The sequence below is a fragment of the Actinomadura sp. NPDC048032 genome (assembly GCF_040653175.1).
GTDB lineage: Bacteria > Actinomycetota > Actinomycetes > Streptosporangiales > Streptosporangiaceae > Spirillospora > Spirillospora verrucosospora.
In genome coordinates, this window is the sequence record NZ_JBEZJP010000070.1 from 1 (window position 1) to 25,882 (window position 25,882).

At 70.4% G+C, this 25,882-nt stretch carries 26 protein-coding genes, 1 tRNA gene and 1 pseudogene; 15 read left to right on the plus strand and 13 right to left on the minus strand.

What is annotated here, in order from left to right:
* The 3 genes and pseudogenes from AB0C69_RS12635 to AB0C69_RS12645 all read right to left on the minus strand — a co-directional run.
* Window positions 1–207 (minus strand): annotated as a pseudogene (locus AB0C69_RS12635) (cobyric acid synthase CobQ); the annotation flags it as partial.
* A complete protein-coding gene (locus AB0C69_RS12640; RefSeq protein ID WP_360353012.1) occupies window positions 204–1,109 on the minus strand; it encodes a cobalamin biosynthesis protein in 906 nt (301 codons plus the stop codon). The gene AB0C69_RS12640 and the pseudogene AB0C69_RS12635, both read right to left, overlap by 4 nt.
* The gene (locus AB0C69_RS12645; protein ID WP_360353014.1) at window positions 1,084–1,872 is read right to left on the minus strand and encodes a phosphotransferase; all 789 of its coding nucleotides are present in this window, start codon (window positions 1,870–1,872) and stop codon (window positions 1,084–1,086) included. The genes AB0C69_RS12640 and AB0C69_RS12645 overlap by 26 nt, the downstream gene beginning before the upstream one ends.
* Window positions 1,873–1,977: 105 nt before the next feature.
* Between AB0C69_RS12645 and AB0C69_RS12650 the strand changes: the two genes are divergently transcribed.
* Window positions 1,978–2,051: transfer RNA gene (locus AB0C69_RS12650), tRNA-Arg, on the plus strand.
* Between the two features lie 207 nt (window positions 2,052–2,258).
* Here AB0C69_RS12650 and AB0C69_RS12655 read toward each other — a convergent pair.
* The 5 genes from AB0C69_RS12655 to AB0C69_RS12675 all read right to left on the minus strand — a co-directional run bounded on the left by AB0C69_RS12655 (window position 2,259) and on the right by AB0C69_RS12675 (window position 5,303).
* Window positions 2,259–2,978 carry a tyrosine-type recombinase/integrase gene (locus tag AB0C69_RS12655; protein WP_360353016.1) on the minus strand — a complete coding sequence of 240 codons (720 nt, stop codon included), beginning with the start codon at window positions 2,976–2,978 and terminating at the stop codon, window positions 2,259–2,261.
* A 142-nt stretch (window positions 2,979–3,120) separates the two neighbouring features.
* Window positions 3,121–3,399: a hypothetical protein gene (locus AB0C69_RS12660; protein WP_360353018.1), complete on the minus strand. Its 279-nt coding sequence runs from the start codon at window positions 3,397–3,399 to the stop codon at window positions 3,121–3,123.
* A gap of 176 nt (window positions 3,400–3,575) precedes the next feature.
* Window positions 3,576–3,833 carry a hypothetical protein gene (locus AB0C69_RS12665; RefSeq protein ID WP_360353020.1) on the minus strand — a complete coding sequence of 86 codons (258 nt, stop codon included), beginning with the start codon at window positions 3,831–3,833 and terminating at the stop codon, window positions 3,576–3,578.
* Entirely contained in the window at window positions 3,830–4,129 is a 300-nt protein-coding gene (locus AB0C69_RS12670; protein WP_360353022.1) for a DUF6247 family protein, read from the minus strand. Before AB0C69_RS12670 ends, AB0C69_RS12665 begins: the two co-directional genes overlap by 4 nt.
* A gap of 367 nt (window positions 4,130–4,496) precedes the next feature.
* Window positions 4,497–5,303 (minus strand): helix-turn-helix transcriptional regulator, encoded by an 807-nt coding sequence (locus AB0C69_RS12675; protein WP_360353024.1) that lies wholly within the window; start codon window positions 5,301–5,303, stop codon window positions 4,497–4,499.
* A gap of 65 nt (window positions 5,304–5,368) precedes the next feature.
* On the opposite strand from AB0C69_RS12675, the gene AB0C69_RS12680 reads away from it, so the two are divergent.
* The gene (locus AB0C69_RS12680) at window positions 5,369–6,073 is read left to right on the plus strand and encodes an SDR family oxidoreductase (RefSeq protein WP_360353026.1); all 705 of its coding nucleotides are present in this window, start codon (window positions 5,369–5,371) and stop codon (window positions 6,071–6,073) included.
* 451 nt (window positions 6,074–6,524) lie between these two features.
* Here the strand turns inward: AB0C69_RS12680 and AB0C69_RS12685 are convergent, their stop codons facing one another.
* On the minus strand, window positions 6,525–7,829 hold the full coding sequence (locus tag AB0C69_RS12685; RefSeq protein ID WP_360353028.1) for an MFS transporter: 1,305 nt from the start codon (window positions 7,827–7,829) through the stop codon (window positions 6,525–6,527).
* Between the two features lie 255 nt (window positions 7,830–8,084).
* Here AB0C69_RS12685 and AB0C69_RS12690 point away from each other — a divergent pair, with 255 nt between their 5' ends.
* The 13 genes from AB0C69_RS12690 to AB0C69_RS12750 all read left to right on the plus strand — a co-directional run bounded on the left by AB0C69_RS12690 (window position 8,085) and on the right by AB0C69_RS12750 (window position 21,495).
* Entirely contained in the window at window positions 8,085–9,251 is a 1,167-nt protein-coding gene (locus AB0C69_RS12690; protein ID WP_360353030.1) for a cytochrome P450, read from the plus strand.
* A gap of 263 nt (window positions 9,252–9,514) precedes the next feature.
* A complete protein-coding gene (locus tag AB0C69_RS12695; RefSeq protein WP_360353032.1) occupies window positions 9,515–11,008 on the plus strand; it encodes a M28 family peptidase in 1,494 nt (497 codons plus the stop codon).
* The gene (locus tag AB0C69_RS12700) at window positions 11,005–12,081 is read left to right on the plus strand and encodes an aspartyl/asparaginyl beta-hydroxylase domain-containing protein (RefSeq protein WP_360353034.1); all 1,077 of its coding nucleotides are present in this window, start codon (window positions 11,005–11,007) and stop codon (window positions 12,079–12,081) included. The genes AB0C69_RS12695 and AB0C69_RS12700 overlap by 4 nt, the downstream gene beginning before the upstream one ends.
* 5 nt (window positions 12,082–12,086) lie before the next feature.
* Window positions 12,087–12,860, plus strand: coding sequence for a class I SAM-dependent methyltransferase (locus AB0C69_RS12705; RefSeq protein ID WP_360353036.1), 774 nt, complete (start codon window positions 12,087–12,089; stop codon window positions 12,858–12,860).
* A gap of 42 nt (window positions 12,861–12,902) precedes the next feature.
* On the plus strand, window positions 12,903–13,646 hold the full coding sequence (locus tag AB0C69_RS12710; RefSeq protein ID WP_360353038.1) for a sulfotransferase family protein: 744 nt from the start codon (window positions 12,903–12,905) through the stop codon (window positions 13,644–13,646).
* A gap of 555 nt (window positions 13,647–14,201) precedes the next feature.
* The gene (locus tag AB0C69_RS12715) at window positions 14,202–14,765 is read left to right on the plus strand and encodes a sigma-70 family RNA polymerase sigma factor (protein WP_360353040.1); all 564 of its coding nucleotides are present in this window, start codon (window positions 14,202–14,204) and stop codon (window positions 14,763–14,765) included.
* Window position 14,766: 1 nt separating this feature from the next.
* Window positions 14,767–15,789, plus strand: coding sequence for a hypothetical protein (locus tag AB0C69_RS12720; RefSeq protein WP_360353042.1), 1,023 nt, complete (start codon window positions 14,767–14,769; stop codon window positions 15,787–15,789).
* 19 nt (window positions 15,790–15,808) lie between these two features.
* Complete coding sequence (locus tag AB0C69_RS12725; protein ID WP_345175865.1) at window positions 15,809–16,030, plus strand: DUF397 domain-containing protein; 222 nt, start codon at window positions 15,809–15,811, stop codon at window positions 16,028–16,030.
* A 177-nt stretch (window positions 16,031–16,207) separates the two neighbouring features.
* A complete protein-coding gene (locus AB0C69_RS12730) occupies window positions 16,208–17,635 on the plus strand; it encodes a PLP-dependent aminotransferase family protein (protein ID WP_360353044.1) in 1,428 nt (475 codons plus the stop codon).
* Window positions 17,636–17,727: 92 nt separating this feature from the next.
* Window positions 17,728–18,507: an ABC transporter permease gene (locus AB0C69_RS12735; RefSeq protein WP_360353046.1), complete on the plus strand. Its 780-nt coding sequence runs from the start codon at window positions 17,728–17,730 to the stop codon at window positions 18,505–18,507.
* 36 nt (window positions 18,508–18,543) lie between these two features.
* The gene (locus AB0C69_RS12740; protein WP_360353048.1) at window positions 18,544–19,587 is read left to right on the plus strand and encodes a glycine betaine ABC transporter substrate-binding protein; all 1,044 of its coding nucleotides are present in this window, start codon (window positions 18,544–18,546) and stop codon (window positions 19,585–19,587) included.
* Window positions 19,571–20,359, plus strand: a complete 789-nt coding sequence (locus tag AB0C69_RS12745; protein WP_360353050.1) for an ABC transporter ATP-binding protein — start codon at window positions 19,571–19,573, stop codon at window positions 20,357–20,359. Before AB0C69_RS12740 ends, AB0C69_RS12745 begins: the two co-directional genes overlap by 17 nt.
* Window positions 20,360–20,391: 32 nt before the next feature.
* Window positions 20,392–21,495 (plus strand): LLM class flavin-dependent oxidoreductase, encoded by a 1,104-nt coding sequence (locus AB0C69_RS12750; protein ID WP_360353052.1) that lies wholly within the window; start codon window positions 20,392–20,394, stop codon window positions 21,493–21,495.
* A gap of 38 nt (window positions 21,496–21,533) precedes the next feature.
* On the opposite strand, the gene AB0C69_RS12755 is transcribed toward AB0C69_RS12750, so the two are convergent.
* The 4 genes from AB0C69_RS12755 to AB0C69_RS12770 all read right to left on the minus strand — a co-directional run bounded on the left by AB0C69_RS12755 (window position 21,534) and on the right by AB0C69_RS12770 (window position 24,923).
* Entirely contained in the window at window positions 21,534–22,031 is a 498-nt protein-coding gene (locus AB0C69_RS12755) for a carbonic anhydrase (RefSeq protein WP_360353054.1), read from the minus strand.
* Between the two features lie 101 nt (window positions 22,032–22,132).
* The gene (trpA, locus tag AB0C69_RS12760; RefSeq protein WP_360353056.1) at window positions 22,133–23,065 is read right to left on the minus strand and encodes a tryptophan synthase subunit alpha; all 933 of its coding nucleotides are present in this window, start codon (window positions 23,063–23,065) and stop codon (window positions 22,133–22,135) included.
* A gap of 300 nt (window positions 23,066–23,365) precedes the next feature.
* Entirely contained in the window at window positions 23,366–23,875 is a 510-nt protein-coding gene (locus AB0C69_RS12765; RefSeq protein ID WP_360353058.1) for a tyrosine-type recombinase/integrase, read from the minus strand.
* A 280-nt stretch (window positions 23,876–24,155) separates the two neighbouring features.
* Complete coding sequence (locus AB0C69_RS12770; RefSeq protein ID WP_360353060.1) at window positions 24,156–24,923, minus strand: hypothetical protein; 768 nt, start codon at window positions 24,921–24,923, stop codon at window positions 24,156–24,158.
* Window positions 24,924–25,882 lie beyond the last annotated feature (959 nt).

A 25,882-nucleotide genomic window follows, 5' to 3' on the forward strand; every position in this document is an offset into this window, starting at 1 on the left:
GGGCTCCACCCCCGCGGCCTGCGCCTGCATGTACTGCGCCCGCCCGATCTCCGCCCCGTCGCTCGTCACCATCGAGTTCAGCGACATGTTCTGGGCCTTGAACGGCGCGACCTTCACCCCCTGCCGCGCCAGCCACCGGCATAGCCCCGCGGTGACGACGCTCTTCCCCGCGTCCGAGGTGGTCCCCGCCACCAGAAGCCCGCTCACCGCACACTCCAGACCACGGCCGCCGCCGCGAACGTCACCGCCGCCGAAAGCCGGACGGCCCTCCGGATGTCCCTGACCTCGGGCGCCCGCCCGTCCCCCATCTCGGGCCGCCGCTCGACCCGTCCGCCATAGGCGTTGGCGCCGCCCAGCCTCACCCCGAGCGCCCCGGCGAAAGCGGCCTCGCACCGTCCCGCGTTGGGACTCGGATGCTTCGCCCCGTCCCTGCGCAGAACCCGCCAGGCCTCCCGCCCCGAGCACAGGGCGACCAGTCCCCCGGTGATCCTCGCCGGAACCCAGTTCGCTACATCGTCCAACCGCGCCGCCGCCCACCCGAACCGCTCGTACTTCGGACTCCGATACCCGACCATGGCGTCGAGCGTGTTCACGGCCCGGTACATGAGCAGCCCCGGGATGCCCGCCACCGCTCCCCACACCAGAGGCGCGATGGACGCGTCCGACGTGTTCTCGGCCACCGACTCCACCACCGCACGGCTCAGATCGCGAGCATCCAACCCCCGCGGATCCCGGGCGCACAGATGGGAAAGCCGCTCCCTGGCCGCCTCCACGTCGCCCCGCTCCAGCACCCGCGCCATGTAGAGCCCTTCACGCCCCAGCGACGTCCCGCCAAGCACGGCCCAGGTGACACCGGCGGTAACAACACAGTGCACTACGGGCCGCCGGCTCGCCCGCTCAAGCGCAACCCCCACGACCCCGGCGCCCCCCACCAGGGCCCCGACATAGACCGCACCCCGCCAGCGCGAGTCCCCATAGACCCAGCGCTCGACCCCGGACGCCACCCGACCGAACCCTGCCACGGGATGCCACCGCTTCGGGTCCCCGAAGAGAGCGTCCAGCGCGACCCCGAGAACCAGCCCCTCACCAGAGACGCGCATCGAGCTCATCCCAGTGCCGCTCCAGCCAGTCCTGAGCCCGCCGTATCCGGGGCCCGGCGCCTCCCTGCCAGATCCGCGCCCATCCCCCACCGCGTTCCGCCCTCCCCCGCATCGCCCGATAGGACCGCTCGAACCGCACCCGCGCCGCCGGCAGCACCTCCCGCCGCCGCTCCCGGTCCAGCCCGTAGGCATCGCAGAAGATCCGCAGCCTGCGCCCCACGTCCACCCCGTAGAGCACGGCGTCCCGATCGGCCGGATCCTCGATCGGCCCCCAGTGCCGCAACGCCGTGACCACGTCGAACACCCGCGTGGTGGGCCGCGCCAGATCGAAGTCGATCAGAGCGACCGGCCGCCCGCCCCGGAAGACCACGTTCTCCGGCGTCACATCGCAGTGCCCGATGACCTCGGGCTCCCCGTCCACGTTGGACGTCTCCGCGTCCCACGGCGCCCCCACCGGCGCCTCGTACGACGCGACCGCGTCGTGGTACCGCCTCAGCAGCCGCCCCACGTCCCGCAGCGCGTCCTCCGAGACGACGGACGCCGCCAACGGCCGCTGCGGCACCTCCCCGGGCACCCAGCTGAGCACTTCCCGCCCCAGCTCATCGACCCCGAGCACCCGCGGCGCCTCGAACCCCACGTCCTCCAGGTGCCGCAGCAGCCCATGGACCGCCGGACTGTGCGCCCTCAGCGGCCGCCGCACCGTCTCCCCGACCCGCACCACACCCTCCGACACGGCCCCACCGGAGAGCGGCACCTCAATGTTCACCGCCACAGCACCCCAAGATAGGACCCCCGCCCCAGCGGTAAGGCCGTTATAGATGTGGAGCCGGACGACGTGCACCCTTACACTGTGTCCCGGCGTCCCGCCGGGCGCCGAGCGCCCGTAGCTCAGCTGGACAGAGCATCGGACTTCTAATCCGACGGTCGCGGGTTCGAATCCTGCCGGGCGCGCCGTCACCACCAGGTCATCCATGCGCTGACCTGCGAGAACGTCTCTCGCCGTTGTCATGCCGGATGCAGCCAGATGCCACCGAACGCAGCCGCACGGCAGTGTTCCCGGAATATACGCGGAATGACTTGGTTCACATTTCCGCAGGTCAGCCCGGACGCGAAGAGAGGCCCCGGAACACTCCGGAGCCTCTCCACCGTGGTTGCCGATCACGCCAACGCGTCCTCGATGCGCTGGTTGGCGACGTCCCGTTGCCCATCGATGCACTTAGCGTAAACATGCAACATCACGTCGACCCCGTGCCCAGCGCGTTCGGCCGCTTCGGGCGCATGGACACCCGCGTTCAGCCACAGCGACACCGCCGCATGCCGCAGGTCATACGGCCGGGCCGCCAACGGCGATTCGACCTGATCGGGGGTCAGCGCCAGAGCGCGAGCCCGCTTCCACACCTGCGCGTAGGCGGAGCCCGAGAACGACTGTCCGCCGCTTGTGACAAACAGCCGCCCATCCTCGGCCGTCCCGAAGGCGTCGAGGTGTTCCCGAAGGATCGCCACCAGCTCAGGAGGGATCGGGACCGGCCGAACGATGTCGTCCTCCCGATGCTTGAGGCCCCGATCATCGAAGGTCTCCCCCGAGTCGGTGTAGCGCTTGCTGGTCTGGGGCCGGGTCTTCTTGAGCGTGATCAGGCCCCAGCCGGTTGCCGGAAGTTCGCAGTCCTGCCGACGAAGGCCCGCCGCCTCAGCCGGACGAAGGCCAGCGAAATACATGCACGCGAACATCGCTCGCAGCCGAGGCCCACGCGACCGGCCGACATAGGACACCGCCGTCAGAAGCTCCCGAGCTTGAGCCGAGTTCACTACGACGCGCCGGTCAACGGCCCCGTTCTGCTTCGGCGGACGCCACTTCACCCGATCAAAGGGCGGCGGCACTCAGGCCGCTGCGCGGCCCCGCGCCAGGCCGCCCGGAGCGTGCGGCGTGGGCGCCGGTCACCGGACGGCCGCGCCGGACCGCGCATCGTGCCACGCCTGCCGGCCCCGCCCCAGCCGCTCACCGCGGGGTCGCGCCGCCGCCTCAGCCGTCCTCCTGCTCCACCAGGCCCATGGCAAAGGCGAACGTCTCCACGAACTTCCGATAGGTCGGATCCGTCTCACTCGCCGCCAGGTCCGCCAGCTCGTCAGCAACCCGTTGTTTGTCCACGTCGGAGAGCTGGTTGAGGAGGTAGCCGACGTACTCCTGGTGCTTGAGCGCCGTGTCGTCGTCCAGCACCGTCTCGTCGCAGGTCTCGAAGAACCAGGTGTACGCGATCACGGCCCTGAGTAGCTGGGTGACCAGTTGAGGGGATTCACTCATCTTCCGCATCCCACCAGGCCCCACCGACAGGGCATCACAAGCTGGGCTGGAAAGGTGCGTGGCTCCCCCGTCCCCGAGCCGTCGAGGATGGCGGCGGCCGGAACCCGTCCGCCGCTAAGTACCGGTCTCGTCGGGGCCGGGGGGAGGGAGGTTGGGGAAGAACAGCGGCTACGCCGCTACCCCGTCCACAGGATGTCGAGGATGCGCAGCGTCTCTGCCTTGTCGTCGACCAGGAGTGTGAGCATGCCTTCGCCGCCGGCACCGAAGAAGGCGTGCCGGACTGCTGTCTGATCCGCCCGTTCCGGTACCGCGTCCCATGGAGCTTCGAGGAGCTGTAGGAGGCGTTCGAGGAGCGGGCCGTTGCGGACCTCTTCGGGGAGTCCGTTCAACTCGTACAGCGCACGGCCATGGAAGCCGTCGAAGCGGTACGTCACACCTGGCCTTCCCAGCCCGGCGGGGTGTAGCGGACGAAGGTGTCTTCCCTACCCTGTAGCGCGTCCTGCACAGCCTCTTCGTAGCCGGGACGGGCGTAGGCGATGGCCCGCAGACGCCAGCGGCGTAGCAACGTCTGTACCTGCTTGAAGCGCGCCAGGTCGTGCGCGGCGTCGAGCGCCTCGTCATACTCGGCCCGGAACTGGTCGCGATGCGACGGCGGGAGCGCATCGAAGATCGCAGCCGGGTCCTCTCCGGGATCCCGCGAAGCGGCCGGTTCCTCGGGCTGAGCGGTCATGATGCCAATCTACCCGTGTGCCGCACACGGGGACGGGACTCCCTCGCAGGGCCACGAGCAAGATCCGGAGTATGTGCGGAATGATCTTGTGGGCGGTGACGAGCTGCCGAAGAGTGTGCGCAGGTGGGCCGAGGTGCGGGGTCGCCTGAGAACCTCGGACTTCTAATCCGACGGTCGCGGGTTCGAATCCTGCCGGGCGCGCCACACCCTCACCTGCACCGGCGTGACGTCTTGGCAAGTGGACGAGACGGCCGGTTGCTGCCGTTCGGTGGGGTTGGGGGCGGGCGTTGGGGATGACGGCGGCGGCGTCTCCGGCGGCACCGGCAGCCTCCATCGCCCCATGGGCGCAGAACGTACCCAAGTGGCCTTATGCCGGGAGCGCGGCAGCCAGGTGGTGCAGGGCACGGGCGGTCGGGGTGTCCTGGTCGGCGGTCATGAAGACGACCTGCTGGTCGTCGTCAGGAACGGCGAGGACGTCGCAGTTGATGTGGAGCGGGCCGAGTTCGGGGTGCGTCATGGTCTTCGTACGGTGGCCAGGGGCGCATACCGGATTGGTGGCCCAGATCTGGTTGAATTCGGCGCTGCCCGCCCTGAGTTCGGCCAGCAGGGCGGCGAGAGCGCCGTCGCGGGGGTAGCGGTCGGCGGCGGCCCGCAGTCGCGCCACCGCGTACTCGCCGAACTCCTCGTGCCCCGTGGTCAGCACCTCCTCGCGGAGCAGGAAGCGCCGCCGGGCCAGGTTGGGCTGGTCACGGAGGTCGCCGAGCAACGCCTCCGCGAGCGGGTTCCAGGCGATCACATCGTAAGTGGCCGCGGTGACGACGACGCCGGCCTGCGGAAGGCGGTGCAGCAGGCCGGCCACGTATGGGCGGACCGTACGCGGCGGCGCGGTGGGTGCCTGCGGGGCCACTCCGGCCAGGTGGAACAGGTGTGTCCGCTCGGCGGGCGCGAGCCGCAGCGCACCCGCCAGGGACTCCAGGATCCTCGGCGACGGGCGTGGCCCGCGGGCCTGCTCCAGCCGTGCGTAGTAGTCGACCGACATGCCGGCCAGGTCGGCGACCTCCTCGCGGCGCAGCCCCGGCGTGCGGCGCCCGGGCCCAGCAGGCAGGCCGACGCCGTCCGGGCGCAGCCCCTCCCGCCGGTCGCGCAGGAACCGGGCCAGTTCGCCTCTTGCCATTCTGTACCTCCCTGGTATCGATTGTGCCTGGATCGACCGGCCCGCCCGCGGGCACCCTCAGTGGCATGGACAACTCGATCGCACTGGTCACCGGCGCCAACAAGGGCATCGGCAAGGAGATCGCGCGCCTGCTCGCGGGCGCGGGTCTCACCGTTTACGTCGGCTCACGCGACGCCGCGCGCGGTGAGCGCGCCGTGGAGGAGATCGGCGGCGCCGCGCGCCCGCTCGTCCTCGACGTGACGGACCCCGCGAGCATCGCCGACGCCGCGAGGCAGGTGGACACGCTGGACATCCTGGTCAACAACGCCGGCATCTCCGGCGAGGACAGGACACCCGACCTGGAGGACGTCGCCACCTTCAGGCGCATCTACGAGACGAACGTCTTCGGGGTCGTCGCGGTCACCAACGCCTTCCTGCCGGCACTGCGCCGCTCCGCGCACCCCCGGATCGTGAACATCTCCTCCGGTACGGGCTCGCTGACCTGGGCCACCGGGCCGCAGTTCCCCCACCAGGGCGCCTACGCCGCCTACCGCTCGTCCAAGTCCGCGCTGAACGCACTGACCGTGTTCTACGCCCATGCCCTGGCCGGCGACGGCATCAAGGTGAACGCACTGGCGCCCGGTCTGCGCCGCACCGACCTCAACGCCACCGCGGCGGGCGGCGGCGACCCGGCCGAGGCCGCGGAGGGTGCGATGCGGCTGGCGCTGCTGGCCGACGACGGGCCCTCAGGAGAGTTCCTGTCCTGGGACGGTACGTCGGTGCCGTGGTGAGGGTCGGATCGAGCAACGGTATTCCAGAAGGGCGGGGACGCCCCTGGAGGGGACTGAGGAAACCGAACTGAGTAGAGGCGGCACGACCCGTGCGGTCCGAGTTGGGAACCTTGTCCGCCGACCGGTGAGGTCGTGGAGCGGGGCCGTCAGTCGGCTGCCTGAGCACCTTCAGCAGGCGGGGGATCCAGGGGACGCCGCGGTGGCACGGAATCGACGAATGCGACCGCGCATTCCCTGACTATCTTCCGTGTCTTCCGAGACGGCGTAGCGGTCGGCGTCATCGAGTTCGACACGGCCCGTCCCGGGCCGCGGACCCGGTTCGGTGCGGCTCCAACGGTCCAGCGCCGCTTCCTAGCCTCGTTCACAGCGGCGGGTCGTTCGTTGCGTCCGACGTCGCGTCGGGTGGGCGGGAATCGCCGCTCACCATGCACTCGTCGGCGCAAGCCGTTCTTCAGAGCTCACCACGGCCTTCCGAAGATTCTTCACCGATCAGGGCGCTGTCCTCGTGCCCGGCGAGTGACGGAGGCTCAGGGGTTCGCGGTGCTTGGTCGAGGTCTTCGCGCGGAGAGGTCTGCGGCTTGGGGTCGGTTGGGACGCGTACCAGCCAGGCGGCGCACACGGCGGTGACCGCGGCCATCAGGACCAGCAGGACCCGGTAGTCGACGACGAGCGACAGTGCTGCTCCGAGGGCGATGGAGACGGTCTGCGGAGTGCTGATGACGCCCATCGCCGCGGTCAGCGCCCGGCCGCGCAGGGCGTCGGGCGTTCGCCGCTGCACCGCCATGACCAGGCCGACGGTCGTCCAGCACATGCCGAAGCCGAAGAGGAACGCGCCCACCGCCACCGGGGGGATGGCGGGCGCCAGGTAGACCAAGGACGCGATCGTCACCAGGGCGATGCCGAGCATCACCGTGCGCAGGTCGCCGACGCGGCGGATGGCGGCGCCCGCCGCCAGGCCGGCGCAGACCGCGCCCGCGCCCTGCACACTGCTCAGCACGCCGACGAACGCGGGGGCGCGGTGAAGCCCGTCGTCGACGATCGAGAAGATGAGAGTCTGGGAGAAGCCCGTCACCAGCATGGCCAGGCCCAGTGCGCCGACCAGCGTGCGCAGAGGCGTGGACCGGTAGATGTGGCGCAGGCCCGACAGCACCTCTTCGCGCAGCTCCAGTGCACCGGTGACATGACGCTGGTCGCCGGGCGCCCGGATGAGCCACACGCATACCGCGGCCGCCAGGAACGTGGCCGCGTCCAGTAGAGCCACTACGTGGCCGCCCGCCACCGTGAACAACGCCGCACCAAAGAGGGGAGCCAGCAGCTTCACGCCGTCGGCGGAGGTCTGCAGGAGGCCGTTGGCGTCGGGGAGTGCGTCCTCGTCCACGATCGCCGTGACGAGGGCGGCCTGGGTGGCGGTGATGACCACGCCGGCGATGCCGTAGCAGAGGATGATCGCGTACAGCATCCAGACCTGGCCGTCGCCGCGCACCAGCAGGCTGAGCAGCATGACGCCCGCCATCACCAGGTTGGTCACGATGAAGATCTGACGCCGGGGGAACCTGTCGATGAGCACCCCGGCGAACGGGGCGAACAGGAACGGCAGGGCGACGAAGAAGAACGCGCCGCCCGCCGCGGCATTGCTGCCGGTCAGCTCCTTCACCCAGATACCGAAGGCAATGATGAGCGCCCGGTCGCCCAGGGTCGACAAGGTCTGCCCGATGATCAGGAGCCGGAACCCACGATTGGTCAGCAGAACCCTCACGGGCGACCTCCTCGGCGGCGAGGCAGAACTACAAGACCATGCCATATCGGCGCGTTCGGGGATATGGACGTGCGGTGGCCGGATCCGGCGCTCGGCAATTCGGCCGCGCCCATTTACGATCAGTAAAGATCATGTGTCGGACGATCAATCGGACACCTGAGCGACAGCGCCGTCGTCCTCCCGGCCACCCCTACGGGATGCGGCGAACAGGGCATGAGGCCGCTCGCCGGTAGCCGTCCGTGCGAGGAGGTCGATATGTCGGAGGCGCCGGTCGCGGACCCGGCCGCGGGACTCGCAGAGCCCGCGGCGCTCCTGGATCCCTACTCCCTCTTCGGCCGCCTGCGCGAGAGCGCGCCCGTCTACCGCAGCACCTTCCTCGACTCGTGGGTGATGACCAGGTACGACGACTGCGCCGCGGTGCTGCGCGACACGGAGTCGTTCGCCTCGGACTGGCGCCGGATCGGCGAGGCCGTACCGGAGCCGTTGCTGAGCATCCAGTCACTCGATCCGCCCGAGCACACGGCCATCCGGCACTTCATGGTGGACGCGGTTCGCGGTCTCGACCCGGCCATGCTGCGCGAGCGCATCGCCGCGCAGGTCCGCGCCCGAGCCGAGCGGCTGCGCGCGGCCGGGGAGTTCGACTGCGTGTCCGACCTCACCGCGCCACTCGCGCTGGACACCATCACCGCGGTGCTCGGGGTGCCGCCCATCGACGCCGCGTGGTTCCTGCCCGTGTCGCAGACGGTCGTGGACGGCATGGACGCCGGGATCTGGCCCGAGACCGCCGAACCCGCCGTGCGAGCCCGCGCTGAGCTGGCCGAATACACCGGCCGGTGGCTGGACGATCCACCGGCGGACGGGCTGGTGGCGCATGTGGCGGCCAAGGCGCCCGGCTCCGGGATCGCGCGCCCGGTGCTGCTGAACACGCTGCGGGCCGTCCTGCACGCCGGGTTCGAATCGGCGGGGCGGCTGCTCAGCAACGCTCTGGTCGTCCTGCTGAGCGGGCCGGACACTTTGGCACGTTTTGCCCGAGCTGACCCGTCACTCGCGGTGGAGGAACTGGTCCGGTACGTGACGCCGGTGCAGGCCGACGGGCGGGCGTGCGTACGGGAGACGCGCGTCGGCGGCCATGTCGTCGCGCCCGGCGAAGCGGTGACGCTGCTGCTGGCCGCCGCGAACCGGGATCCGGCCAAGTTCGCCGAGCCCGACGAGCTGGACTTCGGCCGCCATCCCAACCCGCATCTGGGGTTCGGCCGGGGCGCCCACGCGTGCCTCGGGCAGTCGCTGGCGGTCCTCCAGGCACAGGTCGTCCTCGGCCTGCTCGCGACCGAGTTCCCGGGAATCCGCCTTGCCGGCGAGCCCGTCTACCACCGGAACCTCACGCTGCGAGGCGTGGCTCGGCTCAGAGTCCGCCTCGGCTGACCGACCTCAGATCCGTCGTGACAGAAAGGAGGTGGCACTATGCGTTACCTCCACTGAGTGACATAGGCGGGTGCCCGGCATAGCGGGGCGCGCTTCCAACCTGCCACGTTATGCCGGGCATTCATAATTCACCGCGCGGCCGGTCTCAGAAGCTCTGCACATATCAACCTGGGTTTCTGTCTCGCCATCACACGATTTCCTCTGGAGCGCTGATGAGGGTGTTTGTGCGCACGAAAACCGCCTTGGTGACCGGCCTTGTCACCATGACCGCGACCATCCTTTCGACCGCTCCACCGTCCGCCGTTTCCCACGCCGCCGCGGCCTCGGCGTCCGCCCGCGCGGCGGCAGGTCGTCCGGACGGTGAATCCGGGGAGCCGTGGCTGGCGCGGCTGCTGGCGGGGTCCACCCGCGGCAGCGACGCGTGGCGGCACCTGCGTGTCCTCGACCGGATCGCCGCACGGAACGGCGGAGTGCGCGCCACCGGCACGCCGGGGTTCGAGGCCTCCGCGCGCTACGCCGCCAAGGTGCTCACCGCCGCCGGCTACCGCGTCCACCAGCAGCAGGTGCCGTACACCGACTATCAGGTCGACGCGGAGAGCGCGGCGGTGACCGCTCCCACCGCCCGGCAGGTGCGCGCGCTGGTCATGCGCTGGTCGCCCGTCACCCCGCCCGGCGGTCTCGACGCCCACCTCGTCGTGCCCCGGGCCACGGCGGGCGACGCCGCCGGGTGCTCCGCCGCCGACTACGACGGGCTGCCCGTGGCCGGATCCATCGTGCTCGTACGGCGCGGATCCTGCGGCTACACGGCACAGCAACGCGTCGCCGCCGGGCTCGGCGCGCGGGCGATGCTGATCTACCTGGCCACGCCGAGTCCGAACAACATCTACCGGCTGCACGCGTTCGACCCGAAGGCGTTCACCATCCCGGTGGCCAGCGTCACGCAGGCGCAGGCCGAACAGCTCGCCCAGGAAACCGCGCAGCACCAGGTGCGGCTGCGGCTCGACCTGCGCGGGCACGCGGTCGCGGGAGTCACCACCAACCTGTTCGCCGAGACGCGCGGCGGCGACGACCGCACCGTCATGGCCGGCGCCCATCTGGACAGCGTGACCGAGGCGCCCGGCATCAACGACAACGCCGCCGCGGCCGCCGCGCTGATGGCGACCGCGCTGCGGCTGGCTCCCCACCAGGACAAGGTGCGCCACAAGGTGCGGTTCGCGCTGTGGGGGGCCGAGGAGCTCATCGACATCGGCTCCAACTACTACGTGCGCACCCTGCCACCGGCCGAACGCGCCAAGATCGCGCTCTACCTCAACTTCGAGCTGATCGCCGCTCCGAACGGGGTGCGGTTCGTCCTCGACGGGGACGCGAGCGAGCAGCCGCCGGGCACCCCGCCGGGCCCGGCGGGCTCGCAGGTCGTGGAGAAGGTCTTCAAGGACTACTTCGACCACGCCGGGCTCCCCTACGAGAGCCACGACCTGCGGGCCGTCGGCTCCGACCACGAGCCGTTCGTGGCCGCGGGCATCCCGGTCGGCGGCCTGAACGGCGGCGTCCTCGGGGTCAAGACCGCCGCGCAGGCGGCGCGGTTCGGCGGGGAGGCCGGGCAGCTGTACGACCCCTGCTACCACCAGCCGTGCGACACGATCGGCAACCTCGACCGCCGGGCTCTCGGCGAGAACGTGCCCGCCATCGCGTGGGCCGTGGGCCGCTTCGCCCTCGACGTCTCCGACCTGCCCGCCCCCCAGGAGCAGCGACCATGACGACGCACCACCAGGCCATCGAATCGCTGACGGACCCGCCCGCCGCCTACCCGCCGTCCTCGCCGATGGGGCTCAGCTTCGACGCCGACGCGCTGCGCGCCGACCTCGACCGGCTGCGGCACCGGCGGTGGCGCGCCCAGCGCGCCTACAGCCAGGACGGCGCCGCCACGGAGTCCGGCGTGGACTGGCGCATCCTTCCGCTGCGCAGCGTCGGCGGCGATCCGGTGCGGACCGACCCCGGCGGCGCGGGCCTGACCGACTTCGCCGACACCCCGTGGCTGGCCGAAGCCCCGGCCCTCGCCCAGGTCATCGACGCCCTGCCGGCGCCGGTCCGGGGCGTACGGCTGATCGCCCTGGGCGCTGGCGCGACCGTGCACGAGCACCGCGACTACAAGTACGGGTTCGAACGCGGGCTCCTGCGGCTGCATGTGCCGATCGACACCAACCCGGACGCCGTCGTGGTCATCGACGGCGTGTCCGAGCACTGGACGGCGGGACGGTTGTGGTTCGGCGACTTCGGCCGAAGGCACTACGTGGCGAACGGCGGGGACCGCGCTCGGGTGCACATGGTGCTCGACTGCCTGGTCAGCCGCGAGGTCGTCGGGTTGCTGCCGGACGAGTTCCTGGAGCTGCTGCCGCTCAGCGAGGTGATGTTCGCCCGCGAACCGGTGCCGCTGACCGCGTCCGACCGCGACCGGCTGTGCTGCCGGTTCCGGCTGCCGGGCGACTTCGCGCAGTGGTCGGAGGAGGAGGTCGAGGCCAGGCCCGACAGCGACGCCGCGGTCCTCGTGCACGAGGACCGGCTCGTCCTCGCCGTCGACGGCGAGCCCGCCTTCGGCCTGGTGCATCTCGGGCTGGGCGAGTTCCGCCTCAGCGGCTGGAGCGAGGAACGCACCATCGCCATCGAGTCCACCGGCCAGGTGCGGATCAGGGAACGCGCCGGCCGCGCCCTCCGCGAGTGGACACGCCCGGCGCAGTTCGTCCAGGACGGTCGGACGACGTCGGCCGCGCGCGACCGTCTGACGACGCTCTCCCCTTCCGAGCTTCCCCCTTCCGACCAGACAGGCAGGTGACTCGCATGTCCTCCCCCGCCCGGGTCGCTCCGCTCGGCACCGACCCGTACGCCTTCCAGCCCGGCTACTACGACCTCTTCCGCGCCTCCCGCGGAGAGGGCGCCCTCCCCGACCCCCGGTTTTTCGCCGACCGCGCACCCCGGGGCGGCCACGCGCTGGAGATCGGCGCGGGCACCGGCCGGATCACGCTGGCCGTCGCCGAGCGGGCCGCCACCGTCCTGTGCCTGGAGCGGTCCGCCACCATGCGCGCGGTGCTGCTGGCCAAGCTCGCCGAACGCCCGCACCTGCGCCCCCGCGTCACCGTGCTCGACCGCGCGGCGCCCCACTTCGACCTGGCCCGCCGCTTCGACTTCGTGTACCTGGCAGGCGTGCTGGAGCACGTGCCGCACCCCGACCGGCCCGCGCTCTTCGATGCGATCGCCGAACATCTGGCCGAGGACGGCGAGGTGGCGATGGACATGGTGCTGTCAGAACCCGTACCGGACTGGCCCGAGCACGTCGCCGACGAGGCCGTCCTCGGCGACTGCCGGTACGAGATGTCCTGCGAGGCGCGGCCCGACGGCGACGACCAGGCGCACCTGCGGTTCGTCTACCGCACGTACTACCAGGGCGATGTGGTGGCGACCGAAGTGGTGGAGCGCGCCCACTACCTGCACCGGCCGGACGCCGTCGTCGCCGACCTGGCGGCGGTCGGGCTGACCCCGGCGGCCGGAACCGCCCTCCACCCCGTCGCCAACGGCGAAGACCCCGGGACTCTGGTCGCCCGCCGTACGACCTGACCGGCCTGAGACGTCATCCACTTCATCCTGAGGAGAGTTCGCGTGCAGGTCATCGGCGTCGGTTTGCTCCGAACTGGTACGACTTCACTCGCTCTGGCACTCGACCGGCTCGGGTACGGCCCGTGCTACAACATGCGGGTCCTGAACGCCGAGCCTGAGCGGGCCGCCGACTGGGCCGCCGCGATGGACGGCCGGACAGTGGACTGGGGGAAGGTGTTCGCGGGCTACGGCTGCGCCGTCGGCTCGCCGACCACCGCGTTCTGGCGCGACATCGTCGACGCGTTCCCGGACGCCAAGGTGGTGCTCAACGTCCGCGATCCGCAACGCTGGTACGACAGCGCCGCGCAGACCATGGCCGCCGTGCTCGCCAAGCCGCCGCTCCTGGTGCGGATGCTGAGCTGGCGAGGCCCGCGCCGGCCCGACCCCGAAGCGGAGATCCTCGACCGCGTCCAGCGGACGACGTGGCATCGCGAGATCGGCGGGCCGTTCGGCGACCGTGCGGAGATGGCCGGAAGATTCGAGCGGCACGTCGCCGAGGTGAAGGCGCACGTGCCCGAAGACCGGCTGCTGGTGTTCGAGGTCAAGGACGGATGGGCGCCGCTGTGCGCCTTCCTCGGCGTACCCGTCCCCGACGAGCCGTTCCCCCGGGAGAACGACGCGGCCACGTTCAAACGCCGCCAGCGGCAGGCCCTGAAGAGAACGCTGGCCCCCCGGATCCTCGCCACCACCGCGATCGCGACCGGCGCCGCGATCACCTGGGCAGTACACCGCAAGCTGCACAGGTAGTCCGAAGGGCCCCGTCCCCATGCGCCGGGGACGCCGGGTCCGCACTGATCAGCTTGTTCACGAAGCCAGTTCCCCCCGCGCGTGGGGGTGATCCGCTGGACCTTCGATCCGACGTGTGATCTTCCGGGTGGATCGGATACCAGACGGCCGCTCCCATCGCGCTCGCCGTACTGCTGGTAGCCGCCACCCCAGTGCGGACGACGTCGGCCTCTGAGCCGCGAGACCTCGCCGTGGAGGGATGACGCGGGGGTACTCGCGTTCGCGCTGACCACCCGCCCGTGCGCCGGAGTCCCGAACCGGACATCTCACCTTCCCTCGTCTGGCGAACAGTTATGTCCGGTTTAAACAGGAAGCAGAGATCGCCCGGCTCTGCACCCTCGGACCATCCCGGACCGAGGGCCTAATCGAGGCAAAGAGGCCTCACCTCTCTTTGCTCTCATTTCTGTGCAGCAGTGCCTTTTTGCAAAAGATCTTGTGCGGTAGGCCGTCCGTCCGGCCGTCCTCGACGCTCTTTACGAGTGGTTGTCATCCACTGAGGAGAAACGAGATCCAGCGATGCTGCGCAGAAACTGGCGTGGACAGGAGGTAGTCGACGAAAATGCCGTCTTCCGACATGTCCTGGACGTCGCCGACAAGGCGGCCAGAGGACTCGGCCTGACCGCGCATCAGGCCGAGGACATCGCGTCCACCGTTGCGGAGTCGTTGTGCAAACGAAGCGGCACCCTCATGCAGATCGTCAAGGAGGGCCGCGACCCGAAAGCCTACGTCCGGCGGACGGCCCGCAACGAGTGCGTCAACTACTTCCAGCGCAAGGAGCACGACCGGAGGGTCCACGACTCCCTCGTGCACAGCTTGAACGCACTGAAAGACGCCGCCGGCAAATTTCCGGACACCTCGACGCGCGTCGCCGACAGGCTAACGCTCCAGCAAGCGATGGGGGGACTGCCCCGCGAACTGCTCGTGATCGTAATAATGAAATTCTACGAGGACATGCCCCTGTCGGGCATATCCGCGGAGCTCGGTGTTCCCCATGGAACCGTGAAGAGCCGTTATCTGAGGGCGCTCAAGCAATTGAGAGAAGCGATCCAGGGCGACGGGCCTCACGCGGAGGTGGAATGAGATGGGATATCCAGAACCGGATCAAGACTTCGAACGACTGCTCAAGGCCATGGCCGCGGAGGAGATGCGGGCCTGCCCGCCCGACCCCGGCAGAGAGCGCGCGGCTCTGAAGCGCTTCCGGCGCCGGATGCGCGCCCACCGCGCAGCGGAACGCCGCACGCGGCTCGCCGCCGCGCTGCGCGGCCTCCCGCCGCACCTCCTCCCCTCGGGAGCGGGTCCGCGGGTCGCGCTCGTCATCGTCGTGGTCGTGCTCCTGATCGGCACGGTCGCCGTCCTGGGCCTGGCCTCACCGGCGGACGGGCCCGCCGGGAAGCCCGGCATGGCGGCCCGGGAACCCGTGCCGGGGCGACAGGGACCGTCCAGACCCTCGATGCGGCCCACCGGAGCGCGAAAAGGGACCGTCGAGACGTCGCTGTCGGGCCGGACGATCGTCGACGGCACGAGGCGCCCCGCGAGCCCTTCCCCGCAGACGGCGGCGGACCCCGCGGCCGGGACATGGATCGTCATGGGAAAGACCATTCTCCACACCCGCGAAATCCTCCTGATGACGAAACCCGGACCGGTGGAGGTCACCGCCACGGTGAGCGCCCTGAACACCGGGAAGCCCTGCGAATGGACGGTCTCCGCCGGCCCGTCGCGCAGCACGCGGAAACCGGCGACGACCGAACCCACCCTCGTCACCTTCGCCGTGCCGACGCCGGCAAACAAGATCACATTGGGCGTCAGGCACGACTCGTCCGGCCCGGGCACCGGGGCGGAGGTCTGCACGATGGCGAACATCCTCGTCAAGGAGCGGCCGTCGCCGTCCCCGCCGTCGCGCCCAGTCGGCAGATCAGGCGAACGCGGCAAGCCGGATCACCCCCGGCGCCGTACCAAGGGGTCGGCGGCCACCACGACGCGGACCCCGACCCCCGCACCATCGCCCACGCGATCCGCGGTTCCGCCGTCCGCGCCGCCCACCACCGGAACGCCGAGCCCGGCACCGGTGTCGTCCAGCGCCTCACCCTGGCAGAGCCCCCATTGACAGAGAGGACGTCCCCCACGTGGAGAAGGCAGCAGAGTGCCCGCCACCGGACACCGCCTTTCGCAAGAGCAGCCGTTCCGGCGGCGAGAGCAACTGTGTCGAACTGGCTCCGATCCCCGGTGGCACCATCGCCATCCGCGACAGCAAGGCCCCGGACCACGGCCTGCTGGCCGTCACCGCCGGACAGTTCACTGAACTTCGCGACCGCATCAGGAAGGGAGCCCTGGATCTTCGTCCCTGACCCGAACCCCTGAGGGCCTCGCCTCCCCGCGAGGCCCTCAGGTCCCCCACCGGCCACGACGCGGCGATGCCCTGCTGCTCCAGCGACGGCCGGAGGGCGCCGGGGACCCCGGCGGGGTGGTGGGGCGGGGCTTTAGGGTGGCGCGGTGTGGGGTTGTTTCCGGTTGCGGACGGCGGAGTGGACGAGCCGCTCTATCGGCGGGTGCGGCGGGGGCTTGAGGAGGCCATCGTCGCCGGGCGGTTCGAGGACGGGCGGCTGCCGTCCTCCCGCGAACTGGCCGTCGAGCTGGGCGTGTCGCGCAATACCGTCAACCAGGCGTACCAGGAGCTCGTCACCGACGGCTTCGTGATCGCGCGGTCGCGGTCGGGCCACGTCGTCAACGACGAGATGGCCGTGCGCCCGGCGGCGCGTCCGGCGGCGCCGGCGGCGCCTCGCTGGCTGGACCGGCTGGCTCCGCCGCCGGGTTGCGCCGAACTGCCGCACATCCGCAAGCCGGCGGATTGGGACGCTTATCGGTATCCGTTCGTCACCGGGCACCTGCCGCCCGAGACGTTCCCCGAGCGCGCGTGGCTGCGCTGCCTCAAGGAGGCGCTGCGGCCCGAGCACCGGCGCCACAGCCTTCAGGACGGCATCGACGCCGACGATCCGCTGCTGGTCGAGATGATCTGCAAGCAGATCCTCGCGGGCCGGGGCGTCGCCGCGACCCCCGACCGGGTCCTGGTCACCATCGGTTCCCAGCAGGCGCTGCACCTGGTCGCCACCGCGCTGGTGCGGACGGGGACACAGGTCCTGGTCGAGAATCCGGGCTATCCGGACGCCCGGCACATCCTCGCCCGCGCCGGGGCGCGGCTGGTCGCCGGGGACGTGGACGACAGCGGCCTCATCGTCGACGAGCAGCTCCTGGACGTCGGGATGGTCGTCACCACGCCGACCCATCACTACCCCTCGAACGTCACGATGAGCGGCCGGCGCAGGCAGCGGCTGGTCGCGCTCGCCCGCGAGCGGAACATCGTGGTGGTCGAGGACGACTACGACAGCGAGCTGCGCTTCGTCGGCAGGGCGTCCCCGGCGCTCGCCTCGCTCGACCCCGACGCGGTCGTCTACCTCGGCAGCTTCTCGAAGTTCCTGGCTCCGGGCCTGAGGCTGGGGTTCGTGCACGGCCCGCCCGCTCTGATCGAGCACCTGCGGGACCTGCGCCGTTACACCGTCCGGCACCCGTCCGGGCACCAGCAGCGCGCCCTGGGCCTGCTGATCGCCTCCGGCGAGTACCGGCGCGGTGTGCGGCATCTGCGCGACGCGCTGCGGCTGCGCTGGGAGGAGGCGGTCGGCGCCGTGCGGCGGCACCTGCCCGACTGGGCGATGCGTCCGCGTGCGGGCGGGGTCAGCGTCTGGATCGGCGGGCCGTACGGGCTGGACACGCGCGAGCTCGCCGCCCGCGTCGCGGCGCGCGGCGTGCTCATCGAGCCCGGCGACACGTTCTTCTACGCCCCGCCGGTGCCCCGGCACTGGATCAAGCTGGGGTTCGGCGCGATCGACCCCGCGCGGATCGACTCCGGGATCGCGCTGCTCGCCGAGGAGGCGGACCGCATGGCATCTGGTACCTGAGGATCACTCGGAACTGGCTCTTTGCAGGGCACCACGCGACCAATACCATCCTTTTCCGACTGATTTGATCTGGAAAGTGGGGTGTAGGGAAGGTGGCGCGAGCCCTGGTGCTCAGGGCCGGCGGGGTGCTGGCCCTCCTGGCCGTCTGGTGGGCCGTCGCGGCCGCGCACCTCTGGTCGGAGGTGTTCGTCCCGCCGCCCGGCGCGGTCTGGCACCAGCTGGTCCAGACCTCCACCACGCACGACGGGGTGCGCGGTTACAGCGGCCACATGCTGTACGAGCACCTGGGGGTCAGCCTGCGCCGCATCCTGCTGGGAAGCCTGTACGGCGTGGCGGGCGGGATCGTGCTCGGCCTGGTCATCGGCCTGGTGCCGACCGTGCGGGCGCTGCTCGGGCCGCTCGTGACGTTCGTGCGCACGCTGCCTCCGCTGGCCTACTTCAGCCTGCTGATCATCTGGTTCGGGATCGACGAGGCGCCCAAGGTGACGCTGCTGTTCGTCGCCTCCCTGCCACCGGTCGCCGTGGCGACCGCCGAGGCCGTGCGGGGAGTGCACGAGGACTACGTCTTCGCCGCCCGGTCCCTCGGGGCGCGCCGGTGGCAGATCCCGCTGAACATCGTGCTGCCCTCCGCCCTGCCCGAGATCATCACCGGAGTCCGGGTCGCCGTCGGCGTCGCCTACACCACCGTCGTCGCCGCCGAGACGGTCAACGGGGTGCCCGGCATCGGCGGCATGATCCGCGACGCCCAGCGCTACAACCAGACCGACGTCGTCGTGCTCGGGCTGCTGGCCATCGGCGCCTCCGGCCTGCTCATCGACGCCCTGCTGCAACTGGCCGAACGCCGCCTCGTCCCCTGGCGCGGCAAGTCCTGACCCCCTGCGAGACCTGAAGAAGCAAGAGGTACGACCTTGAAGAAGACCTACGGACTCGTCCTCGCCGCGCTCTGCCTCGGGCTGGCCGCCTGCTCCTCCGGCACCGGCGCGAGCAAGGCGGCCGCCGGCGGCGTCAACGGCGACGGCACCCCGAAGACGCTGCGGATCGGCTACCAGCTCATCCCGAACGGGGACCTGGTCGTCAAGGACCGGAGATGGCTGGAGGAGGCGCTGCCCGACACCAAGATCACCTGGTCCAGGTTCGACTCCGGCGGGGACGTGAACACCGCGATGATCGCCGGCTCGCTCGACATCGGACTGGCCGGGTCCAGCCCGGTGACCAAGGGCCTGTCGGCCCCGCTGAACATCCGCTACAAGGTGCCGTGGATCTTCGACGTGATCGGCGAGAACGAGGCGCTGGTGGCGCGCGAGGCCGCGTCGGTCGCGGCGCTCCGGGGCAAGAAGATCGCCACGCCGTTCTCCTCGACCTCCCACTACAGCCTGCTGGCCGCGCTGCGCGACGCCGGGCTCGCCGAGTCCGACGTCAAGATCATCGACCTGGAGCCGCAGGACGTCCAGGCCGCCTGGCAGCGCGGCGACATCGACGCCGCGTACGTGTGGACGCCGGTGCTCGGCACGCTGGAGAAGACCGGCAAGGTCCTCGTCACCAGCAAGGAGCTGGCCGCCAAGGGCCAGGTGACCGCCGACCTCGCCGTGGTGCGCACCGAGTTCGCCGACAGGTACCCGAAAGCGCTGACCACCTGGCTGCGGCAGCAGGACCGGGCGGTCAAGCTGATCCGCGGCGACAAGGCAGGCGCGGCCGCCTCCGTCGGACGCCAGCTCAACCTGCCCCCCGCCGAGGCCGCGCGCCAGATCGACCAGCTCATCCTGCTGGACGGCGGGCAGCAGGCGGGGCCGGAGTACCTGGGCACGGCTGCCAAGCCCGGCGCGTTCGCGCAGAACCTCCACAGCGCCGCCCAGTTCCTCAAGGCGCAGAACCAGCTCCCCTCGATCCCGGCCTTGAGCGTCTTCCAGGAGGGCCTGGCCACCAAGGAACTCGGCGATGCCTTCCCCAGCTGATCCCGCGGTCTCCCTCCGGAACGTCTCGCTGGTGTTCGGCGGCGGGCGCGGGCTCCTGCGCGACCGCGCCACGGTGCAGGCGTTGCGAGGCGTCGACGCCGACATCCCCGCCGGAGAGTTCGTGACCATCGTCGGGCCGTCCGGCTGCGGAAAGAGCACCCTCCTGCGGCTGGTCGCGGGGTTCGCCGAGCCCACCGCCGGAGAGGTCTCCGCGGCCGGCACGCCGGTCACCGGGCCCGGCCCGGATCGCGGCATCGTCTTCCAGCAGCCGCGCCTGTTCCCATGGCTCAGCGTGCGCCGCAACGTCGAGTTCGGCCTGCGCACCACCCGCACGCCCCGAACGCGGCGCGACGAGCGGGCCGACGAACTCCTGCGGCTCGTCGGCCTCGCCGACGCGGCCTCGCGGCGGCCGTACGAGCTGTCCGGCGGGATGCAGCAACGCGCGGCCATCGCGCGGGCGCTGGCGCCCGACCCCGACATCCTCCTGATGGACGAGCCCTTCGCCGCGCTGGACGCCCTCACCAGGGAACGGCTGCAGGAGGAACTGCGCCGCATCTGGCAGCAGACCGGCAAGACCGTCCTGTTCGTCACGCACAGCGTGGACGAGGCCGTTTTCCTCGGCACCCGCGTCATCGTCCTCAGCAAGCGCCCTGGACGGATCGTCCTCGACAAGGCCTCCACGCTGCCCGGCGAGGACGACCCGCACGCGCACCAGGACTTCCTCACGCTGCGCGAAGAGATCGCCGCCGCCGTCCGCGAGGCCGCGGCCTGAAACCCCCCACCCTCTCCGCAGGAAGGATCGCCATGCGTCTGCACTGGTTCCTGCCCACGACCGGCGACGGCCACGAGGTCCGGACCGCCATCATGAGCACCGACGCGCACCGGCCGCCGGGGCGGCCGGGCAGCGTGCGCTACCTGACGCAGGTGGCGCGGGCGGCCGAGGACGCCGGGTTCGAGGCGGCCCTCACCCCGGTCGGCGCGGGCTGCCCGGACCCGTGGATCATCTGCGCGGCGGTCGCCCAGCACACCGAACGGCTGAAGATGCTCGTGGCGTTCCGCCCGGGCTTCACCCTGCCGACCCTCCTGGCCCAGCAGGCGCGGGCCTTCCAGGAGATCTCCGGCGGCCGCCTGCTGCTGAACGTCGTCACCGGCGGCGACCCGGTCGAGCAGCGGTCGTACGGGGACTTCCTCGACCACGACGCCCGCTACGCCCGTACCGCCGAGTTCCTCGACGTGCTCCGCCGCACCTGGGCGGGCCGCCGGTACGACTTCCACGGCGAGCACTACGAGATCGAGGACGGCCTGACCTCACCGCTCGACCCGGTCCCGGACGTCTACTTCGGCGGCGCGTCCCCGGCGGCCGAACAGGTCGCGGCCGGCCACGCGGACGTCGCCCTGATGTGGGGCGAACCGCCCGCGGCCGTCGCCGCCCGCGCCGCCCGCCTGCGAGCGCTCGCCGCCGCCGAGGGCCGCCGTCTGCGTCTCGGCATCCGCCTGCACGTCATCGCCCGCGACACCGCCTCGGAGGCATGGGCGGAGGCCGGACGCCTGCTCGCCGGCATGGATCCCGCCCGCATCGAGGCCGCGCAGCAGCGCTTCGCCCGTTTCGACTCGACGGGCCAGCAGCGCATGGCCGCACTGCACGGCGGTTCGGCGAAGGGAGCGGACGCACGGAGCCTTGAGGTCGCGCCGGGTCTGTGGGCCGGCGTCGGACTGGTGCGCGAGGGCGCCGGGACGGCCCTCGTCGGATCGTACGACGAGGTGGCGGAGCGGATCCGGGAGTATGCCGGCCTCGGGATCGAGGAGTTCATCCTCTCCGGCTGGCCCCACCTGGAGGAGGCGTACCGCGTCGGCGAGTACCTCATCCCCCGGCTGGCGCCCCGCCCTGCCGGGCTCGGAGCGGCCTGAGCGACGCGCGGCTCCGCTGACCCGCGGGCCGCTGCGGGTCAGCGGGGCTTGACCTCGCGCAGGCGGCCCGTCTCGACCTCGTACACGAATCCGCGCACCGCGCCGGTGCGCGGGATGAACGGGTCGGCCTTGATCCTGCCGATGGACTGCTGGACGTCCTGGTCCAGGTCAGTGAAAGCCTCGGCCGACCAGTCCGGCTTCAGGCCCACCTCGTCCTGGATGGTGGCCTTGAAGCCGTCGTCGGTGAAGGTGAGCATGCCGCAGTCGGTGTGGTGGATCAGGACGATCTCCCGCGTGCCGAGCAGCCGCTGGCTGATGGCCAGACTGCGGCGCACGTCCGCGGTGACCACTCCACCGGCGTTCCGGATGACGTGGACGTCCCCCTCCGACAGGCCGAGCAGCCCGTAGGGGTTGAGGCGAGCGTCCATGCACGCGACCACCGCCACCCCCTTGGCAGGCGGCAGAGGCAGCTCCCCCTTGCCGAAACCCGCCGCGTAACGCTCGGCGCTGGCAAGCAATTCGTCCGTCGTGCTCATGAGTCCTCCACGGTTGCCTCCGGCTAGGACAGGACCCTATACCAACTAAACAAGTAGGAATAGTTTCCAACTGGCCATGGGCGCGTCACCCCGCCGTTCGTCTAGAAACTCTCGGTGAGTTCGCCGGTGCTGGTGAGGGGGTCGGCGCATCCGCCCCGGCCGACGGCGCGCATGCCGCCGTCGCGGGCGGCCGGGACGCATGCGGTGGTCCGAGGGGTGCGGGACGGGGTGTGGAGGGAGGCGGCGAGGGAGCCGACCAGGGTGGTCAGGCGTTCGAGCCCGGCGTCGAGCGACGGGGCTGCGAGGCACTCGACGAGGGCGGTGCCGACGATGACGCCGTCGGCGGAGGTCGCGACTCCGGCGGCGTGGGCCGGGGTGGAGATGCCGAAGCCCACGCAGACGGAGGTGGTCGTGACCCGGCGCACCCGGTCGACGAGGTTCTTCGCCTGGGCGACGTCCACCTCGCCGGAGCCGGTGAGACCGAGACGGCCCGCCGCGTAGACGAAGCCGGTGCAGGCCGAGGCGATACGGGAGATCCGCTCGTCAGACGCGTCCGGGGGGACGACCAGGATCCGGGCGAGCCCGTGCGCGTCGGTGCTCGCCGTCCATTCCGGCGCCCTGCCGTCGGGCAGATCCGGGACGATCGCCCCGCAGCCTCCCGCGATGGCGAGGTCGCGCGCGAACCGCTCGGCCCCGTACCGCTCCACGGGCGCCCAGTACGTCATGCAGACCACGGGTACCCCCGCCGAGGCGAGGGCCGTCACGGCGGTGAAAAGGTCGGCGATCCGGGTCCCGCCCCGCAGCGCGCTCTCGGTGGCCTGCCTGATCACAGGCCCGTCCATGACCGGGTCATCGTGGGGAAGGCCGATCTCGACGATGTCGACACCGGCCTCGACCATGGCGAACATGGCCTCGATTGAGGCCGGCACGCTGGGATGGCCGATCGGCAGGTAGCCGATCAACGCTGGCCGGCCCCGCTCCCGCTTCGCGGCGAGAACGCTCTCCAGCCACGCGCGACCGCCCTGCTCGCTCATCCGCAACCCCTCCGGCACCAGGCTCGCGCCCACCAGTAGTCGATCTTGGACATACTGTGGCGTCCGAACCGCTTCCGGGAAGGGGTTTCGCATTAACAATTGTTGCGTCCGATGAACTTCCCCCTCCGCCCCGCAGCCCCCACGGTGGGCCCTGGGGAGCGGAAGACGGGGCGGCGGCCGACCGCGCCGAGCTCGTCCCGTGAAGGTCGCCAGTGGGTGTATCTGTGGAACGCCCAGGCCTTGGCGGTTGTGTGGTCGTCGACGACCGAGCCGGCCATCGTTCGAAGCAGAAGGTCTCCTTCACCGATCACGTCCGGTTCGGGAGTAACTCGAGGCGAGGCGCGCGCGATCGATACGGTTCGCCGCCGGCCGCCGACGGCGGGCCGGAGCACGGCCCCGGCGCCGGGTGGTGCCAGGCACCACACCAGCCGCGTGGAGCAGGTAGGCGGCGGTCTTCTCGGCGGCCGTGTGCGCGACCTCGGGTAGGACGGAGGTGTAGGTGTCGGCGGTCAGCACGATGCTGGAATGCCCGAGCAGCTCCTGTACCACCTTCAACTGCACCCCGGCCGCGAGCGCCAAAGTGGCGGCGCCGTGGCGCAGGTCGTGGAGTCGGATCGGCGGCACATCGTGCTCGGCGATCAGTTTCTGGAACACGTGGGTGAGCCGACCCGGGGCGACCGGGCCACCGTTGAGGTTGGTGTACACATACCCGCTGTCGCGGTACTCCTCGCCATAGGCCGCCACCTCGGCCTGCTGCCAGGAGCGGTGCACGCGCAGCGCCGCGATGGTGGTGCGGTCCAGCGCGATCATCCGGGTGCCGTGCGCGGTCTTGGGCGGGCACACCAGTTTTCGGCAGGGACAGGGTCATGCGGAGCGTCGCCGGGTCGTAGCCGTAGCCGACGTTGACGTTCTTGCTTCCCGCCGACAGAACGTACCCGCGGACCTGCGGGCCATCGAAAAATCCTGAGGCTTGAGCTCCTTGGATCGGAAGACTCTCATGATGCCGATGCCTTCTTGGTGTGACCACACGTTTACACCATCATGCCGAATTCGAGCTGTCGCCTTAGAATCAGCACTTCGAACATTCAGGCTATGACCTGCCAGGAATGACTTCAACATTATTCTGCGACAGAATACTAAGAAGCAAGTCGAATTTGGAAATCGGCCCGCCAGTAATATCCACCACTGCAGACAAGGACGAGCGCGCAACGGAAATGTTCCGCCAAATCAGTCGAACCGGGATGCCCTGGAGATAATCCTCAAGAGACTCGTCCAATTCGGTAAAACTACACCCGATATACCCTCCTGGGCCACGGAAAGCCTCGCCAATCGCACAGAAAAAACTCGCGACATCCTTGATTTCACCACCCTCCATAACGAACTCTTGAGGGGGAATCGAATGCTCCCGCTTAGAAGGGGATTCGGCGTACCTTAGACCGGCTACTTCTAGCCACGCTTCACGGGCTCCGACCTGAAGCGTGCACCATTCACCGCGCTGCGGCCGGGAAACACGGAACCTGTCCCACAACCTGCGGGCCTCGGCGTGCGGAGCCAAACCCGTTCGTGCCGTGACGACTATATATTCCGGCGTATCCCCGGCTACTAGCTTGGCGGCCCACAGCACGTAGCGCCCCATGGGCCGACCTTCGGTGTCGAGGACAAGTACCTCGATGTCCCCCCTAAGCGCCTCGATCGGCGCGTCTAGGGTTGGCCGCACGAGCCTGAAAGTGATCCGGGCGTTCTCGGCGTCGAGCAAGGCGCCGAAGTCGTCGTCGCTGTAGCGCCCGACAAAAAACCCTTCCAGTTCGCAGGCGGATACGAATGTGTCACTTTCCTCGAACCGGACAGAATACTTCACTGACAACGTCGCCCACCTCCCACTGGGAACACGTCGAATCAACAGGTAATAACGGTGATCTTCTGGTACTTGACTTTCGGGTCCGTGTATCCATACTCCCCAAAGCGGTTCGGACCGACGATCCTGTACGTATCGCCCTTCCCGGGAACCTCCCATTCGGGCGAGCCCTGGAAACCCGACTCCGCGTGAGGACCCCACTTGGCCGCGTGCCTCGCCGATTCGCGCCCTTGATAAAGCTTTTGAGTAGGATCTGTGCGGCTTTCCGTGCGCGGGGTCCCCTGCCCGGCTTTAATCCTGGCAATCTCGTTTGCAGCCCACCCAGGAACTTCGTTGTCGTTGTGCACCAGCACCGGCGTTGTGCCGGCGAGCACATAGTACGTGTGGAAGACGTGCTGTTCCGAGCTGGGTTTTCGCAGGTCGGCCGTGAATTGTCAGTCCGTCGCCGTCTGCTGGCGTGCGCTGACGTCCGCTCCGGTTGCCGTCAGCGTTGCCGTCAACGGCTCGGGCTTGGCTGAGTAGTTGAGACCGGGCCTCCGCATGGGTCCAGCCAGAGCGGGGTGGGTCCCTCCTCGGTCGGTCAGCTTCGCCGTACCAGGGTTCTTCAGGGGCCGCCAAGGCTCACGTCGTGACGCTTGCGCTTGGCCTTGGCGGCCCCTGGAGGTTCCCGGTACGCCTCCGGTGGCCGACCGAGGAGGGACCCACCCCGCGACCCACCATTCCGCACCACAAAGCACCCGAGGAGAAAACGCAAGCCCCGCCCCCTCCGAGAGAGGTCCGGGGTGTGGGGCAGAGCCCCATGAGTCTTTTCGGTTTGACGCAAGCTGCTGCGCTCCGGCGCCCGTTCGGGCCGGGCGCCGGAGCGGGACGAAGGCAGGAGCGGCGGCGCGCGGACCGGGCGGGCGCCGGGGCGCGGGCGCGGGGGGGCGGGGGCCGCGCGGGGCATGTGGTACTCATAAGGG